This is a genomic window from Candidatus Comchoanobacter bicostacola, from assembly GCF_024172705.1.
GTDB classification, from domain to species: Bacteria; Pseudomonadota; Gammaproteobacteria; order Comchoanobacterales; family Comchoanobacteraceae; genus Comchoanobacter; species Comchoanobacter bicostacola.
In genome coordinates this window covers 322,870-338,660 of the sequence record NZ_CP092900.1, presented here as the reverse complement: position 1 = coordinate 338,660, position 15,791 = coordinate 322,870, and the positions used below count along the sequence as shown (strand labels likewise).

General features: G+C 39.1%; 14 protein-coding genes and 1 tRNA gene. 9 read left to right on the top strand and 6 right to left on the bottom strand.

Features of this window, described 5'->3' with window-relative positions; genetic code table 11:
* The first annotated feature begins 18 nt into the window (after window positions 1-18).
* Window positions 19-94, top strand: a tRNA-Asn gene (locus MMH89_RS01645).
* A gap of 43 nt (window positions 95-137) precedes the next feature.
* Here the strand turns inward: MMH89_RS01645 and MMH89_RS01640 are convergent.
* The 3 genes from MMH89_RS01640 to MMH89_RS01630 form a co-directional block, all read right to left on the bottom strand.
* The gene (locus MMH89_RS01640; RefSeq protein WP_258568641.1) at window positions 138-1,226 is read right to left on the bottom strand and encodes a hypothetical protein; all 1,089 of its coding nucleotides are present in this window, start codon (window positions 1,224-1,226) and stop codon (window positions 138-140) included.
* A gap of 63 nt (window positions 1,227-1,289) precedes the next feature.
* Entirely contained in the window at window positions 1,290-1,646 is a 357-nt protein-coding gene (locus tag MMH89_RS01635; RefSeq protein ID WP_258568640.1) for a thioredoxin domain-containing protein, read from the bottom strand.
* A gap of 65 nt (window positions 1,647-1,711) precedes the next feature.
* Window positions 1,712-3,355: an acyl-CoA dehydrogenase family protein gene (locus tag MMH89_RS01630; RefSeq protein ID WP_258568639.1), complete on the bottom strand. Its 1,644-nt coding sequence runs from the start codon at window positions 3,353-3,355 to the stop codon at window positions 1,712-1,714.
* 124 nt (window positions 3,356-3,479) lie between these two features.
* Between MMH89_RS01630 and MMH89_RS01625 the strand changes: the two genes are divergently transcribed.
* Window positions 3,480-4,862, top strand: a complete 1,383-nt coding sequence (locus MMH89_RS01625; RefSeq protein WP_258568638.1) for a class II fumarate hydratase — start codon at window positions 3,480-3,482, stop codon at window positions 4,860-4,862.
* Here MMH89_RS01625 and MMH89_RS01620 read toward each other — a convergent pair.
* Complete coding sequence (locus MMH89_RS01620) at window positions 4,859-5,674, bottom strand: DUF2797 domain-containing protein (RefSeq protein WP_258568637.1); 816 nt, start codon at window positions 5,672-5,674, stop codon at window positions 4,859-4,861. The genes MMH89_RS01625 and MMH89_RS01620 overlap by 4 nt on opposite strands.
* A gap of 98 nt (window positions 5,675-5,772) precedes the next feature.
* On the opposite strand from MMH89_RS01620, the gene MMH89_RS01615 reads away from it, so the two are divergent.
* A complete protein-coding gene (locus tag MMH89_RS01615) occupies window positions 5,773-6,171 on the top strand; it encodes an SH3 domain-containing protein (RefSeq protein ID WP_258568636.1) in 399 nt (132 codons plus the stop codon).
* On the opposite strand, the gene MMH89_RS01610 is transcribed toward MMH89_RS01615, so the two are convergent.
* Window positions 6,134-7,426: an MFS transporter gene (locus tag MMH89_RS01610; RefSeq protein WP_258568635.1), complete on the bottom strand. Its 1,293-nt coding sequence runs from the start codon at window positions 7,424-7,426 to the stop codon at window positions 6,134-6,136. The genes MMH89_RS01615 and MMH89_RS01610 overlap by 38 nt on opposite strands.
* A 41-nt stretch (window positions 7,427-7,467) precedes the next feature.
* Between MMH89_RS01610 and MMH89_RS01605 the strand changes: the two genes are divergently transcribed.
* Together MMH89_RS01605 and MMH89_RS01600 are read left to right on the top strand one after the other, a co-directional pair.
* Window positions 7,468-8,160 carry an LOG family protein gene (locus MMH89_RS01605; protein WP_258568634.1) on the top strand — a complete coding sequence of 231 codons (693 nt, stop codon included), beginning with the start codon at window positions 7,468-7,470 and terminating at the stop codon, window positions 8,158-8,160.
* Window positions 8,153-8,677, top strand: a complete 525-nt coding sequence (locus MMH89_RS01600; protein ID WP_258568633.1) for a CDP-alcohol phosphatidyltransferase family protein — start codon at window positions 8,153-8,155, stop codon at window positions 8,675-8,677. The genes MMH89_RS01605 and MMH89_RS01600 overlap by 8 nt, the downstream gene beginning before the upstream one ends.
* Here the strand turns inward: MMH89_RS01600 and MMH89_RS01595 are convergent.
* The gene (locus MMH89_RS01595; protein WP_258568632.1) at window positions 8,650-9,597 is read right to left on the bottom strand and encodes a sodium:calcium antiporter; all 948 of its coding nucleotides are present in this window, start codon (window positions 9,595-9,597) and stop codon (window positions 8,650-8,652) included. The two genes, MMH89_RS01600 and MMH89_RS01595, sit on opposite strands and share 28 nt — an antisense overlap.
* A gap of 105 nt (window positions 9,598-9,702) precedes the next feature.
* Here MMH89_RS01595 and MMH89_RS01590 point away from each other — a divergent pair, with 105 nt between their 5' ends.
* The 4 genes from MMH89_RS01590 to MMH89_RS01575 all read left to right on the top strand — a co-directional run bounded on the left by MMH89_RS01590 (window position 9,703) and on the right by MMH89_RS01575 (window position 15,789).
* Complete coding sequence (locus MMH89_RS01590) at window positions 9,703-10,146, top strand: signal peptidase II (RefSeq protein WP_258568631.1); 444 nt, start codon at window positions 9,703-9,705, stop codon at window positions 10,144-10,146.
* Between the two features lie 73 nt (window positions 10,147-10,219).
* Complete coding sequence (gene ileS, locus MMH89_RS01585) at window positions 10,220-13,312, top strand: isoleucine--tRNA ligase (RefSeq protein ID WP_258568630.1); 3,093 nt, start codon at window positions 10,220-10,222, stop codon at window positions 13,310-13,312.
* Window positions 13,313-13,384: 72 nt separating this feature from the next.
* The gene (locus tag MMH89_RS01580) at window positions 13,385-15,070 is read left to right on the top strand and encodes a hypothetical protein (RefSeq protein ID WP_258568629.1); all 1,686 of its coding nucleotides are present in this window, start codon (window positions 13,385-13,387) and stop codon (window positions 15,068-15,070) included.
* Window positions 15,067-15,789 carry a ubiquinone/menaquinone biosynthesis methyltransferase gene (locus tag MMH89_RS01575; protein WP_258568628.1) on the top strand — a complete coding sequence of 241 codons (723 nt, stop codon included), beginning with the start codon at window positions 15,067-15,069 and terminating at the stop codon, window positions 15,787-15,789. The genes MMH89_RS01580 and MMH89_RS01575 overlap by 4 nt, the downstream gene beginning before the upstream one ends.
* Window positions 15,790-15,791: the final 2 nt, after the last annotated feature.

The following is a 15,791-nucleotide window of genomic DNA, read 5'->3' as shown; positions in this document are numbered from 1 at the left end:
GTATTATTGTCGAAGCGATCCTCGGTAGCTCAGTTGGTAGAGCAGGTGACTGTTAATCACTTGGTCGGCGGTTCGAGTCCGTCCCGGGGAGCCATATTCATTAGAACATGATCAATTTACTGCGACTACTTTGAAGATCAGAAACTAATTCTACCCAACTCAGCAAGCGCATGCCCCTTTGATATATTTACTAATTTTGGAACATCTTCCCCAGTAATACGTTCAGCCGCAATTCTATCGCATAGGTCTGGACAGCTTAATACTCCATTTGGCAGCGCACCATAAACTGAAATTCGATTGATACGCTGACCCCCTTTATCTTGTATAGACACACGTACAAATGTCATTCTAACATCCTTAGATGGCAGCTTGGCAAAAGCTACCCCTAATACATGCCCAGACTTTAATGGTGCCCCATACCAAGGTTTTTCGGGCTCTGAGGTCATAAAGGGAAGTACTGATGGACGCTTAAACTTCACCCCCCAATGAAATGATAAGAACTCCTTGGCACCCACCCTACTGTAAGTATAAGCTATTGTTTCATTCAAGCATTCAGGAACATATGTAGAAACAGGATACGGCTCATAATAGTCTCCTTCTTTTAAATCAGGTAGTAGTGATTGAGAATCTAAGCGTTGTTCACTCATAACATCTGGAATGGCACCCGCTATCTCTTTAGCTAACATGCTACATTCAAAGCGTCTAGCCAACATAAGACGTTCTCGCAACAGCGGCAACGCCTTAGCCAAACAAATCCAGAATGACTGCAAGAGAGATAAATATTGACAATCTGACTCTATAGAGGAGTCTTTAACCGCTTGTTTCAGCTCGCTTATAACATATAAAGCTTCTGATTCTAAGTCTGGATTTAACCCTTTATGCGCACTATCTAGCCCTTTCTCACATTTTTTAACAAACTTCGCAACAATTGTTTTTTTTCTAAGTGACGTAGGAATAAGTTCAATTAATAAATAACCGGGGCTCAGCAAATCTAAATATTGGTATTTATCAACAGATGAATTAAAGAGGGATCGGGTCATTGCTTTGACACCTTCTGATAAAACAATACACTTCGACTCTGTGTACGTATCCCGCTCCGCCCTAAGTGAAACACGCTGAATTCTAACTCTTAATGCTTCAATCTCTTTTGAAGTATTTGCAAACTCAGCTTCTAAACGCTTAACTCTTTTTTCTACAGCGGCGAGCATATTTTTCTCATTATTCAAACTATACCAACCATATCATACTAATAATTACGAATACAGCTTAAGTAAAAACTATGAAGGCTTTTACTCTCCTTCCATGAGAAGCCCCATCATTTCAATAAAGTATTCTGGATCAGAATACCCTTTAAAATCACCTACCGCCTCACCATTCTTCATCAAGAAGAATGTGGGTAATGCAGTAATCATACCTAAGTTTCGATAAACCCAAAGACGATTTTTTAAATCATCCTGACTCATAACATTTAATTCTGGGAAACCATGTGTTGTTTGCAAAATCGTGTATTGCTCTAAAATCTCATCCTTCCAACGCGCACACACATGACAATCAGGATGTGTTACAGCAACCAACGTCAACTCATCACCCTGAGCATGCACAAACAAACACGTCAATGCGAATAGAAAACTTAATAAACGTTGCATCTATCGTTCCAAAAACACCTAATAAATTCTAATCAGAAAGATGAGCCAGTGCAACTGTGTTTTTACTATTTTAAATAATTACGAGTCATCAATACCTTAGACCCAGATTTAATACGCGCCAGGTTAAGTTTTGCTTCTGGAACTACATACTGTTCATAAAAAAGAACGATTTCTTGGTCTGATTCATAAGCTGCCAACAAAGTATACTGTACAACAATTGCTAGCAAATTAAGATAGTGTGGCGCAGCAGATTGTATATGACTCACATTGTTGGAATGGCGTAGCAGATATATGTTTGCACTGAGTAGATATCGAAACAAACGCGCCCTTACCCTACGCTTACCATACTTGACCGGTCTGGATTTCAAATCCTTTATTAAGCGCCTTAAGCCTTTGCCCGAATCCTTTGCAATCTTTCTACCCAACAAGTCTAATGCTTGAATCCCATTTGTCCCTTCATAAATCATAGTAATGCGACCGTCTCTGTAATACTGCTCACATTGACCATCACGCACATATCCCAAACCACCCATGATTTGCATACACATTGAAACATTGGCGACACTTTGTTCTGTTACATAGCTTTTCACAACGGGTATCAATATCGAAGCCAAATTATCTTTACCCTGATCCATATAAACACTGCATAAACCAACCATCCACCGCATGGCAACAGTCGTTGACTCAACATGCATCAACATACGCTTTACATCCGGATGCACGAGAATTAAGTCTGCATCAAACTCAGGCTCCCTATATTGTTTATCCAGTGATCGAGATTGTCTGCGTTCTCGCGCAAATGATAATGCCTGTTGAAATGCAGCTTCAGACAATCCCAATGCCTGAACACCGACACCCATTCGAGCTGGATTCATCATCTCAAACATCATACGCATCCCTGAACATTGCTCACCCACCAGCCAACCCTTAGCTTGGTCAAAGGCTAATGTCGCAGTCGGGGATCCATTTTGCCCCATTTTATGCTCAAGCCCAATACACTTAACACCATTACGTTGACCATCTGGATTAAACTTTGGCACCACAAACATACTGACCCCTTTACTGCCCTTCGGTGCATCCCGGGTCTTAGCCAGGACTAAATGGATAATGTTATCCGTCAAGTCATGTTCACCGAAAGTAATCCAAATTTTTTGCCCAGTAATTAAATAATGATCTTCATTTTTCTCAGCACACGTTGTAATCAAACCTAGATCAGTACCACATTGAGGCTCGGTCAAACACATTGTAGCTGCGTACTTACCTGATACTAAAGACGGCAAATACCGGTCCAATAACTCTTGACTGGCGTTCGCAATCAAAGCTTCAATAGCACCACTCGTCAGCATAGGACAAGTTGATAGCGCTAAATTCCCAGAAGCCAGCATCTCAGCTACAATATGATGTAAAAGCCATGTACCACCGCCCCCTCCATACTGCGCATCTAATGCAATTGTTGCATAGCCATTATTGCACAGTGTCTGATACACTTCATGATACGCACTAGGCACACTTACCGACTGATCTTGAGCATTGTAATTAATCCCTTCTAAATCACCTATTTTATTTGTTGGTAACAGCAATGATTCAGCATAGCTTGCAACCGCATCCACAACCTGCTTCAAAGTCTCTTGATCATAATGATCATGCTCAACTGCAATCTGCTTTAAAATTTGCCCATAGCGATTTTTAGGCGCTCGATATACACTCATGTTAATCTCCTTTTCGCACTGTTATAGCTTAGTTGTCCCTAAAGGCAGAAATGATTTGATTAATCGTATATTTGCACATCACACATAACATGCTAACATAAAGCAGACCAATAAAGGACTATTTATGGACAAATATAGAAAGGAATCAGATACTTTGGGTGATGTAAATGTACCACATGATGCGTTATACCATACGTCAACTGCACGCGCACTCAACTTTTTTGATATTGGAATAGAAAAACCTGTTGATGCATTTATAAAATGCTATGCAACATTAAAAGCATGCGCTGCGCGCACCAACCTAAAACTTAACCTTTTAGATAAAAAATATTGTGTAGCCATTGAATATGCAGCTAGTGAAATAGCCAATGGAAAGCACTTAAATCAGTTTGAAGTCAGTATTTGGCAATCCGGCAGTGGGACTCAAACTAATATGAACGTCAACGAAGTCATTGCAAACCTTGCTAATAGTAAATTAGGCAATAGCCATTCTCCAAAAGAACCCATACATCCAAACGACCATGTGAATCTGTCTCAGTCCACTAATGACACATTCCCAACCACAATGCATATCTATTTCTCCCTATTTATTGTGGAGTCATTGCTACCCACATTAGTTAAATTCAAAAAAAATATAGAAGAAAAAATTGAAGAATTTGACCACCAAACACATATTGCAAGAACGCATCTACAAGACGCTTTACCGATAAAAATGGCCCAATCATTCACACCTTACTTAAACTTTGTAGACCATACCATTAAAGAACTATATGCCGTGCTCGATAAGCTTTATCTGATCCCAATAGGCGGTACAGCTGTTGGCACAGGATTTGGTGCACACCCCAAATACACTGACTACATGATTGAAGAAATCTCTAAAACATTTAAATTACCCTTCTCTGCTAGCGCTTACCCAGGAAATGATATGAGTCAGCACCTAGCTCTACTAGAGTTATCATCCATATTAAATAACTTTGCTGCTTGCTACCAAAAAATGTGTAATGACATTAGATTCTTAAGTTCTGGACCACGTTGTGGATTAAACAACCTAATACTCGATAGTAATGAGCCAGGATCTTCTATTATGCCAGGTAAAACTAATCCAACCCAATGTGAATCAGCTATTATGGTTAGTATCGCTGTGATCGCAAACCATAGCGGCATCACTCAAGCATGCACTCAAAGCTATTTCGAGCTCAATACCAATAAGCCACTTATTCTACATTTATTAACCCAATCATGTAGATTAATTAATGATAGCGTTAATAGCTTCACACAAAACTGTCTCAAAGGCATTACGATAAATACCAAACAATGCAATGAAGATATCCATAGCTCTCTCATGCTGGTTACCGCTCTCCGCCCTCACATTGGATATGACAATGCAGCAAAGGCCGCTCAATACGCGCATAAAAACGAAACCAGTTTAAAAGAGGCCGTGCTTCACTTCAAAATGTTGACAGCATCTGAATACGATACGCTGATCAAACCCGAGGAAATGACTTAAACAAATGCCAAGTCAACCGCATATCCTGTATGTCTGCGCACGTTAAAGACACCATCCTCTAAATATAAATACTGGCCTTTCATACCTAAAAGCTTTGAGGAAAAAGTATTGGTTTTATCGAGATTAATTGACTTCAGAGCTGGAAAAAATTCAGGCAACGGATACTCAAACCGTCTCACATTAACCTCTAAAAAGCGCAACCCACTCACAACCTCCTCTGAAAATGAGTGTTCCTTAATCCGGTTACAGGCCATCCGCTGCTCTGTAGCCAATCGATCTACATCGATTACTTGAGGCTTCAACATTCCTCGCCAATTGGTTCTATCTGCGTAATGAGCCTTTAGAAACTCCTCAACTAATCCAGCGTGATATCTAGTTTGTGTATAGCAAACAGGTACTGCTGCAATTGCCCCTTGATCAAGCCAGCGGGTTGGCTGATTGATTACCTTCGTAATGCCTACTTTTAAATTTGAAGTCCAAGCTAAGTACACTAAGTGCTTATTCATACAATGAGTAAGCCCCCACGATGGTTCCCTGCAAGTACCCAAATGGTAATGGCATAAATGTGGATTCATCACGCATTGATCATTCCTCGCAAGCTTACTAAAGCACTCATAACAAAAACCCTGATTATAAGATTTATTAGTCACTGCTGCACAGGCTAAACAAACTATATGACCTGAGTATTTTATATGAAGGGTTTTACCTATATACGCATTTAAATCAATCGTATCCAGGCCCACCTGCCAAACATAACGAGCTGGATTACCTTCATATAAATTCACCTTATGAACGATACCTGAGTAAGACATACTACACTCCCCCTTTTTGTATGCTCAACATACACAATCTTGACCTAAAAATAAAATCATCTTATGATATAAATATAGAAAATCGGAGTTAGCCTATCATGAGTAAAGCAAATCTAGTCCTATTATCATTATGCAGTATTGCATTCACTCACGCAGCAGCTGTCCAATTACACGCTGAACCACACATAAACTCAGAAGTCATCACTGAAATAAATCCCGAACACAAACTCACCATAGAAACACAAGACTGGGTCAAAGTAACCGATACTCAAACTGGACAAACGGGATGGGCTGAACTATCCAAGCTTCGCTCTAACTTTTCAGACAATAGCCAATGGGGAATGAGCATTCACTCACCCTCAAATGAAGGCACTGTTCAAAAAATAACCTACAGCCCCTACTCTAAAGACGAGTCTAGCCAAAGAATTGAACAAATACGTAATGCACATAAAGAAATCATTAAAGATTTTGATAAACTTTGGAATGCACTGAAGTAAAGGATTGAGAGTTAAAGTAAACACTTCCTACTATATACGATAAAACACTCAATACTACACCGACTTCAAAATAGGTAACCCAGCCTTTTTCTAAGACACATAGTGTTGCTATTGGCCCTACTACAACACGTCCTAGCATACTCACCCCATTCCACAAAGCATAGGTAAAGGTTACTCCACTTGAACCACAGCATGCCATCATCCAATAACTGCATGCAGTAACCAGCATACCTTGCACTGCACACTCTACAACTACCATTGTGCCAATCCAAGATGTTAAACTTATATGAGCTGCATTCAATGTAAAAAATAAAAGACTAACCACAATTTGAGCAACTAATATGGATGAAAATGTCTTCTTTAAACCCCAAAACTCCAACAAGTATCTTGCTAGCAATCCTCCCAGAAGCAAGCCTGCTGTCCCATATAACTTTTGCAATGCACCAATCTCAGCATAGGAGTAACCCACCTGCTGTGCTAAAAACACCATAATCATTGCTTCATGCCAAAAAACACTCATCCTAAAGCCTACTAAAAAGCTTAGCTTTTCTGGAGCACTCCCTAAATCCCTCAAAATTTGATAACTAATTCGATACTGTGATAAAAATGAACCAGGCTTCTTAGCAACCTTAACCGATGGCAACAGCAACGAGCTCACTGCACAAAGAAACATAATCAATGCACTGACATAAAAGAAATGAGACCACCCCGCATAATCTGAAATAATGAGTCCCCCTGCTCCTGCCATCATGATTGAAAGACGGAACATAACCATAGAATATGCAACACCAACAGCTCGTTCCTTAACTTTCAGTAAAGCTTGCCGATAGTTCTCAACCACATGATCTTGGGATGCACAAACAAATGCTAGCATCCCGAGAATAACACGCACAACTGCACCATCATTGATAGGATCATATTGTGGCAATATCGCGATGAGACAGGAAGCAAATAAAAAGATACTAGACATAATCAGCTTGACAGACACTGATCGCTTTTCTACCCAATAATCAATAATTGGAGCCCAAAGCCAGCTTAATAAATAAGGCAACGTAAACAGACTAATCCAAATTAAACTTTTAATATCTCCTCCCTGACTGAGCAACCATGCCTTGTATATTTCAGAACTAAACAATAGAGGAAACCCTGAGCCAAAACTCACTAACGCAACACTCAAAACTCTTTTTGCGTTTTTCTGCATATCTAAAACATCGAATAGTTCCTCGTATACTACCAGATCAAATATCACAAACATAGAGCGCTTTCTTGTGTTCAGCTCAAAAAACACACATAATAATGCAAATATTAAGTGGAGAAAGCATGAAACCAGATGAATCCTTAGCTAGAGAGAAAGGGTTTATACCTACAACCAAATTTCTATTCTACATGCTATTAGAAACAACACGAGGTCTTTATATCTTTCGCAAAGTGAGAAAAACAGTAGCTATTTTCGGCTCTGCACGATTCTCAAAAGAAAACCCAATGTATCATGATGCATATCAACTTTCAAAAATGCTTGCCAAAGCAGGTCTACCCATTATGACGGGTGGAGGCCCCTCCATCATGGAAGCTGCTAACCATGGCTCCTTAGATGGCAGCCCAAACAAACTCTCCTTTGGCTGCAACATCATATTACCGTTTGAACAAAAGAAAAATAAATACATGAGCACCAGCTTTCAAACACGATTCTTTTTTGTTAGAAAGTTTATTTTAAGACATAGTTCTATTGCATTTGTCGCATTCCCTGGTGGGTTTGGAACACTTGATGAACTATTTGAAACACTAACACTCATCAGAACCAAATGTTATAGACCATTCCCAGTCATCCTAATCAATAAAGATTACTGGGGTGGGCTAGTTAAATATTTAAGAGAGGTACAAATACCCGCAGGAACTATAGCTGATGAAGACCTCAAACAAATTCATCTAACCGATAGTATAGAAGAAGCCTACGATATCATTATCAACCATCGAGAACACAATGAATAAAGTGATAACTATCCCTAATATCATTAGCATATCTCGTCTATTTTTGGGGCTACCTCTTCTTTATGCAATACACATACAATCACTCCCTCACATCATTATTATCGGAAGCATTGTTATTATTTCTGATTACATAGATGGATTTTTGTCCAGACTACTTAATCAAAGAAGTGCGCTTGGCCAATTAATTGATCCAGTCGTTGACTTTATCATTATCACCAGCATACTCATTGTAATGTCGATCAACCAAATCATTCCTTATTGGTTTCTAGCACTTATTATATTTCGCTACCTCTTTATTTTTTACATTTTGAATCGTTATAAAACACTAACTAAAAAGACACCTAAATCAATATTCTCTGGAAAAGTATGTATGTGTTTGGTAACCAGTACTACAGTTCTTGCTTTGGTTCAAAGTCAATTTCCCAACCTATACACCCTAAGTATGCTGCTTACAGTTCAGCTTATGATCCTGAGCGCATATGATTACTTTCATACATACAACAAAACAAAAAATTGATAAGCTAAAAATGATAACAACAGCCCCGCAGCTTCTTGTCGACCAATCCTAGCTTGATCATCAAAATGTGTGACAAAAAGCCACAATAGCATCGTTAATAATGCCATAAAGAAATATTCTGGCCAAACCATCGAAAGAACAATAGGTCGGCCTGCAGCTAGTATCGTTACTGGCAATACCAACAATAACAATAAAATATTTGCTCCCACAATATTACCCATCAATAAATCATACTCCTTCAAATAAACACTAACTAGTGCTGAACTTAATTCTGGCAAACTGGTAGATATAGCCACTAAGGTTAACCCAATCACATACGATGAAACCCCAAATTGAATAGCAAGTGCCTGTGATGACTCAATTAGCAGCCATGACCCCATATAGAGCAAACCAACCCCCAGGATCAATCGCAACAACATTTCCAGCGTAGTATGTTGCGTTGAAATCACACTTTCACTAGACTCTTGATTATACACAACGGCTACAAACCACCCTCCAAGCAACAAGAGCAGTAAGCACGCATCTACCCAAAAAAGAGTGTTTTTAAGTGAACAAACAATCAATACGCACACGCCGAGAATACAATATGGGATCTGTTTACTCAGAATAGATTGAGAAACCATAACCGGTCGGAGCAAACCTGCCACACCCAAAACCAGTCCAATATTTGCAATATAAGAACCAAATACATTCCCGACTCCTAACCAAACATACCCCTGAGATGCCGACAAGTAAGATACAAAAAGCTCCGGAGAAGTCGTAGCTAAGCTCATAACAACCGAACCCACTATAAATTTCGGGAGCCCAAACCGTAGTGAAATTGATGAACATGACATAACAAATTGCATCGCGCCATACACTATGATGCACAACCCAAGTAAAAAATAAACACCTAAAATATAGCCAGACAAACCTACCATGTTACAAATACCTTCAAGCTATCAATGAATTAATGCACGTCATTTACATGACTATGCCAATAAACTAGTTTATACTAACTGCATTTATTGAATGATACAAATATTATGCAAAAAGCACGTTACATTTGGGTAGCAGTTTTAGTCGTCTTAGACCATATAATTAAAGCATATGCTATGCAACATAGTCTCCCCTCTATACCCGGCCATATGATTACTTGGGTACTGGTTAAAAACCAGGGGGTTTCCTTTGGCGCATTAAGTAGTATCCCACCTATCATGCTTATTTTACTACAAATATGTGTCTGGGTGTATATCATGCAAAATGTTAAAGATGTCTTACCCTCCACCCTGATTACAGCTGGCTTCCTTGGAAACTTAATTGATCGCGTATTCTATACCTATATTATTGACATGATCCAGTTAAATGTATTCTCATTTACTTGGCCGTTTGTTTTCAATATAGCTGACATTTACATTTCTATAGCTGCAGCTATTATTCTATTAAAAAATCTACCTTTATTAAATATCCGGAACAAACTTGTCATCTAGCCATAAATTCTAGACAAGACTAGAATTTATTGGATTTTCAGTTTACAATCACACAAATAGCAAGGGGATAAGCGTGAGTCAAACACCAGTTAATGAAGAAAGTATACGTAGCTTCTGGAAAGAAAACGGTATATTTGAAGCTAGCATCAAAAAAAACAAAAACAATAAACCCTACATGTTATATGATGGACCTCCATTTGCAACAGGGCTACCACACTGCGGACACTTATTAACCCTTACAATTAAGGACACTGTACAGCGATATTTCGCCCAAATGGGATACCATGTTGAGCGACGCGGAGGCTGGGATTGCCATGGGCTTCCTATTGAACACGAAATCAATAAATCTCTAAATATGCAAGCCCATGAAGCAGTTGAAAAACTCGGGGTATCTGGATACAACCAAGCCTGTAGAGATATTGTTATGCGCTACAGAAAAGAGTGGCAATCAACGATCAATCGACTGGGTCGTTGGATCGACTTTGATAATGATTATAAAACAATGGACCCCGAGTATATGGAGTCTGTTTGGTGGGCTTTTGCACAGATATGGAATAAAGGGCTCATCTATCAAGGCAAAAAAGTTATGCCCTTCTCTACTAGCCTACAAACACCTTTGTCAAACTTTGAAGCTGGCTCAAATTATCAAATGGTACAAGATCCTGCTATCACCGTGCTGGTTCATACCCAAGACAATACGGGCATTGCAATTTGGACCACAACCCCATGGACATTACCCGCTAACCAGGCAATTGCTGTAAACCCTGAACTTACCTATGCACTTATTCAGCACCCAGACTTTGAAACTCCTTTTTGGATATGCAAAGAACAAATTAGTGCTTTGTTTGCCAAAACAAACATAGAAATTATTGAAGAAAAAGCAGGCCAGTCGCTCATTGGCATGCGCTATCAACCCTTATTCAATCTAGATGCTGAACCTCATGAAAAACAACACACAATTATCTCTGGAGACTTTGTTGAAACGGGAGTTGGTACTGGGTTTGTCCACTTAGCACCTGCTTTTGGAGAAGATGATCACGCAGCTTGTGTACAACAGGGCATAAAAAATATGATCTGCCCAATCAATCATCAAGGTATTTATACTGATTCGCTCCCTATGTGTTCCGGGCAATACATTAAAGAAGCTGATAAAACAATTATCAAAGATTTGAAAGAGCGTGGTCAATTGATTAAACAAGATGTTATTGAGCATAACTACCCATTCTGCCCAAGGTCTGATACACCATTAATCTATATGGCTGTTCCTTCCTGGTTTATGTCTGTATCCTCTATACAAGATAAACTCGTAGCATCTAACGAGCAAATCAATTGGGTTCCAGAGCACATTAAACATGGGCGATTCGGGAAATGGATCGCAAATGCTAAAGATTGGGCTTTATCTAGAAATCGTGTATGGGGGACCCCCATACCCTTATGGATCAACAATGAGACCGGCAACATCATTTGCATTGATAGTTTAGACTCCCTTCAAAAACATAGCAACCAAAGGCCTTCAGACCTACATAGAGAGCATGTTGACCCCATAGAATTTTCAATTCCTGGAGAGCCGGGTGTTTACAAGCGTGTGCCTGAAGTCCTTGACTGCTGGTTTGAGTCCGGCGCCATGCCCTATGCTAAAATGCACTACCCTTTTAAAAATAAAGAGCAATTTGAGGCTAGCTTCCCAGCCCAGTCCATCGCTGAAGGACTAGATCAAACCCGCGGTTGGTTTTACACATTAACTGTTTTATCGACCGTATTATTTGATAAACCCGCATTTGAAAATGTCATTGTTAGTGGCATCGTCATGGCTGAAGACGGCAAAAAGATGTCAAAACGTCTTAGAAATTATACACCCCCCGATGAGCTCATTTCTATTTATGGAGCAGATGCTTTAAGGCTCTATCTAATATCTTCAAACCTAGTCAAAGGAGAAGAGCAGCGCTTTTCTGATGATGGTGTAAAACAGATGTGTCGAAGCACTTTGATACCACTGCTTAGCGCGCTTAAGTTTTTCCAAACTTATGCTGATATCGATCAATGGAAAGCACAAGAAAAATTCAACAATTTGACGCCACTAGACCAATGGGTCTTATCCCGTCTTCAATCCTTAAAGGCATTGGTTCATGAAAATATGGAGCAATACAAACTTTATTTAATTACCCCTCAACTATTATCATTTATTGAAGAGTTAACCAACACCTACATTAGAATGAACCGCAGCCGATACTGGGGGAATGATAACACACCTGATAAACAAGACGCATATGAGGTTCTGTATACCGTTTTATATGAGATAGCATTGATCCTAACACCATTCACCCCTTACATGGCTGAGCACGTATTCCAAGCACTTAAATCCTATCAAAACATAGATACTCACCTTTCTGCTCACTTATGTGAATATCCACAACCCATTAAGAAATACATGCGCCCCCAGCTAGAGGAAGCCGTATCCTTGTTACAAGAAATCCTCAATATGGGACGTGCAAAGCGTGTTGAAGCTAACATCAGGATAAAAACCCCATTGTCTGAGTTAACTGTTGTACACCATGATGCTAAAATACTGAATGAAATCCAACAATTTGAACAACTTATTTGTGATGAACTCAATGTTAAACATGTTGCATTCAGACAAGATGAGTTTACATTCGTAGAACTTTCAGCCAAACCTAATTTACCCATTTTAGGCAAAGCACTGGGCCCTAAAATGCCTCAAGTCAAAAACGCAATCCTTAAACTTACCACCGGTGAAATTAAAAATTTAGAGCAACAAGATTCTATTACCATAGAGGGTATTACACTACCAGACAATGCACTACTCATTAATCGTACATGCAAACCCGAATTTAATGGGTTATCCAATGCACGCATTACCACGATCCTTGATATTAGCTTGAACCCAGCTTTAATCCAAGAAGGTTATGCGCGTGAAATTATTTCACAGGTTCAAAAGACTCGGAAGGACCTGGACTTGAATGTCGCCCAAAGAATTGAGATCATTATCAATGGCGACAAAGAGACACTTACAGTCTTTGAACAACATGGTGACATGATACTTACAGAAGTACTGGGTTTAAAATGGCATCACTACGATGCCATACAAAAGCACTTAATTGACTGTAAGCTTGAGGGGTCATTTACAATCATCCCAATCGATGAATAAACAAAAAAGTTACACTTCAGTCAACTACAATATTGAAAGAGCAACATTTAATCATTAGTATAGAGATGACGAATGATTACTAAAGGAGTTGCTATGGAAAATGGAGTCGGATTATTACTTGCTGTTACTAACAGCATTATATCATCACTATGCGCGATACCACTATATAATCTAGCTAAAGCTCTTTTTCCTTTTGCTCCTGTTCTGCTCCTAAAGCCTTTATTTATAGCTTTAGCATTAATCAATACATTCTGCTGGACAATCTATCACTTCCCAACAATAAAAAATGCAATCAAGAAAGTTAAAGCCCCTTATCGTAGTGAGAATGAGCGTCGTAACGAAACAGTTGAAACGCTTATAGATAATGCGCAAAGCCATGCAAGCAATGCAAGTGATAAAATCAAATTACGCGATAGTGTTATACAAACATTAACCCAAGAAATAAAAACAACCACCGAACAGATGGAGCGATTCTCTATTGCAGACAAAGCCATACGAGCGAAGTCAGGTTTCAAAGCCATCGTATATCGTGCAATCCACAACTCATTTTTGAAAAAAATCCTACATCAACCTCAAAACCAGCTCAACAAATATGCATCGGCGTGCCAAGCTCTACTCAAATCCGTAGAAGGAAAAATTAAATCCACCGTAACAGAACGATCTTCCATAGAAACCGTAAATATTAATACACAAATCTTGCAAGAAGAAATTAAAGCAGCTCTTCCTCTAAAGCCCTCTAAAGCTAAAAACTTGATTAAATCACTACTCAACAAAATATCAGCACTGATATACGTTTTAGCGAATGGAATGGGCTTAACTAATCAAGCAGTACCCCTTATTATGCTCCTCCCTAATCTACCTCTGCAAATATTAGCAGCGGCTTATGTATTTGCATCCGGTTATTTCTGTGCACAAAAAACAGACATTCCTGCATCTTTATATGAAAAAAGACTAGCTCAAGCTAGAAGCGCTAAAACAAAACAATACATTACCCAATCAGCTTTTCAATCACATAAAAAGTCTATCCTGAGGCTGCATAGTCATACTCAAAAGAAATTAAATGCAATTGTTACATTTGGCATATCAATTGGACAGTTCTTATCTGTAACAGCCTTTACTCAAATGCTTTACCTACTAATTAATGCGAAACTAACCAGCATAACCTTAAAAACGCTATTTACCCTGATCACCCACCCATTTTCAGCTCCATTGATATGTATACTAGCTGGCTTTGCTGCATTTATTGCCTGTTACGACCACACATATACATTAATGTCATTTGGCAGTAATAATTTACAAAAGAAGCTCTCACAAATAACAAAACACCCAAGTTTCAAAGTTAGCTTGCTCATGTTTACAACCCTCATGGCTATACTTTGCATAGGTAAGTTATTGCTTACTTCTCTAGCTCTTGCACTAACACTGCAAAGCTTAACTCAATACTTGGTAGTTTCTCTATGTGTTACACTCACATACCATGCATATAAACACTACGGTACAAATACAAATACCCACCCATTAGCTAAGATACTCTTTGGAATATCTGCCGTATTTAATACAGCAGCCGCAACCATATTTACAGTAATCCCTGGCTCTATCTATTCACCCATATGGTCCAAATTTGGTAGATTTAAAGTTGTTCCCAATAGTACATACGGGTTACTAACGTGTGCCGCAAACTATAATGCACTCACTGGTTTATTTAAACCGTCTACTGAATCCGTATCTAAAGACATTAAGGAAGCAAAAATTATATGACAGACATTGATCTACTTGATGACAATACAAAAAAAACTAAGTATGTAAATAACATCTTCTCCAATGTATCCAGTTACTACCGATTGATGAACAACTGCATGTCACTAGGGTCACACCACCTATGGCGAAAAAATGCAGTCATTGCACTTGACCCGAGCCCAGGAGATCATATCTTAGATCTAGCATGCGGCACTGGTGATGCTAGTGAGCTTATTTTACCCCTTATCTCTACAGCAGGCAGCATTCTCTGTGCTGACCCATGCACAGCAATGCTTGATGAGTGTAAAAAAAGGATAAATGACCCACGGGTGTCATACTTATGCACCCCAGGAGAATCTTTACCTACACTGGACCCCCAACCTAATCGTGCCATCATCTGTTTTGGCATTAGAAATTTCTCAAACCCCATGCAGGCTCTACAGCGTATTTATCAAAACTTAACAACCACTGGGAAAATTGTCATCCTTGAATTTAACCCACCTTCAGCTTCTTCCGTTGAATATACATACCAAAAATACTTAAACATTATGCTTCCTAAAATAGGTCGTATGGTTGCAAACGATGCAGAGAGCTATACCTATCTATCAGACTCTATACAACAGGAACCTTCACCCGATGAACGCATGGCGCTTCTTAGCTCCTGTGGATTTGAGTCGATATCTTATCAATCTTTAAGTTTCGGTATCGTAGGCATCTTTGAAGCATACAAATATACCTAACT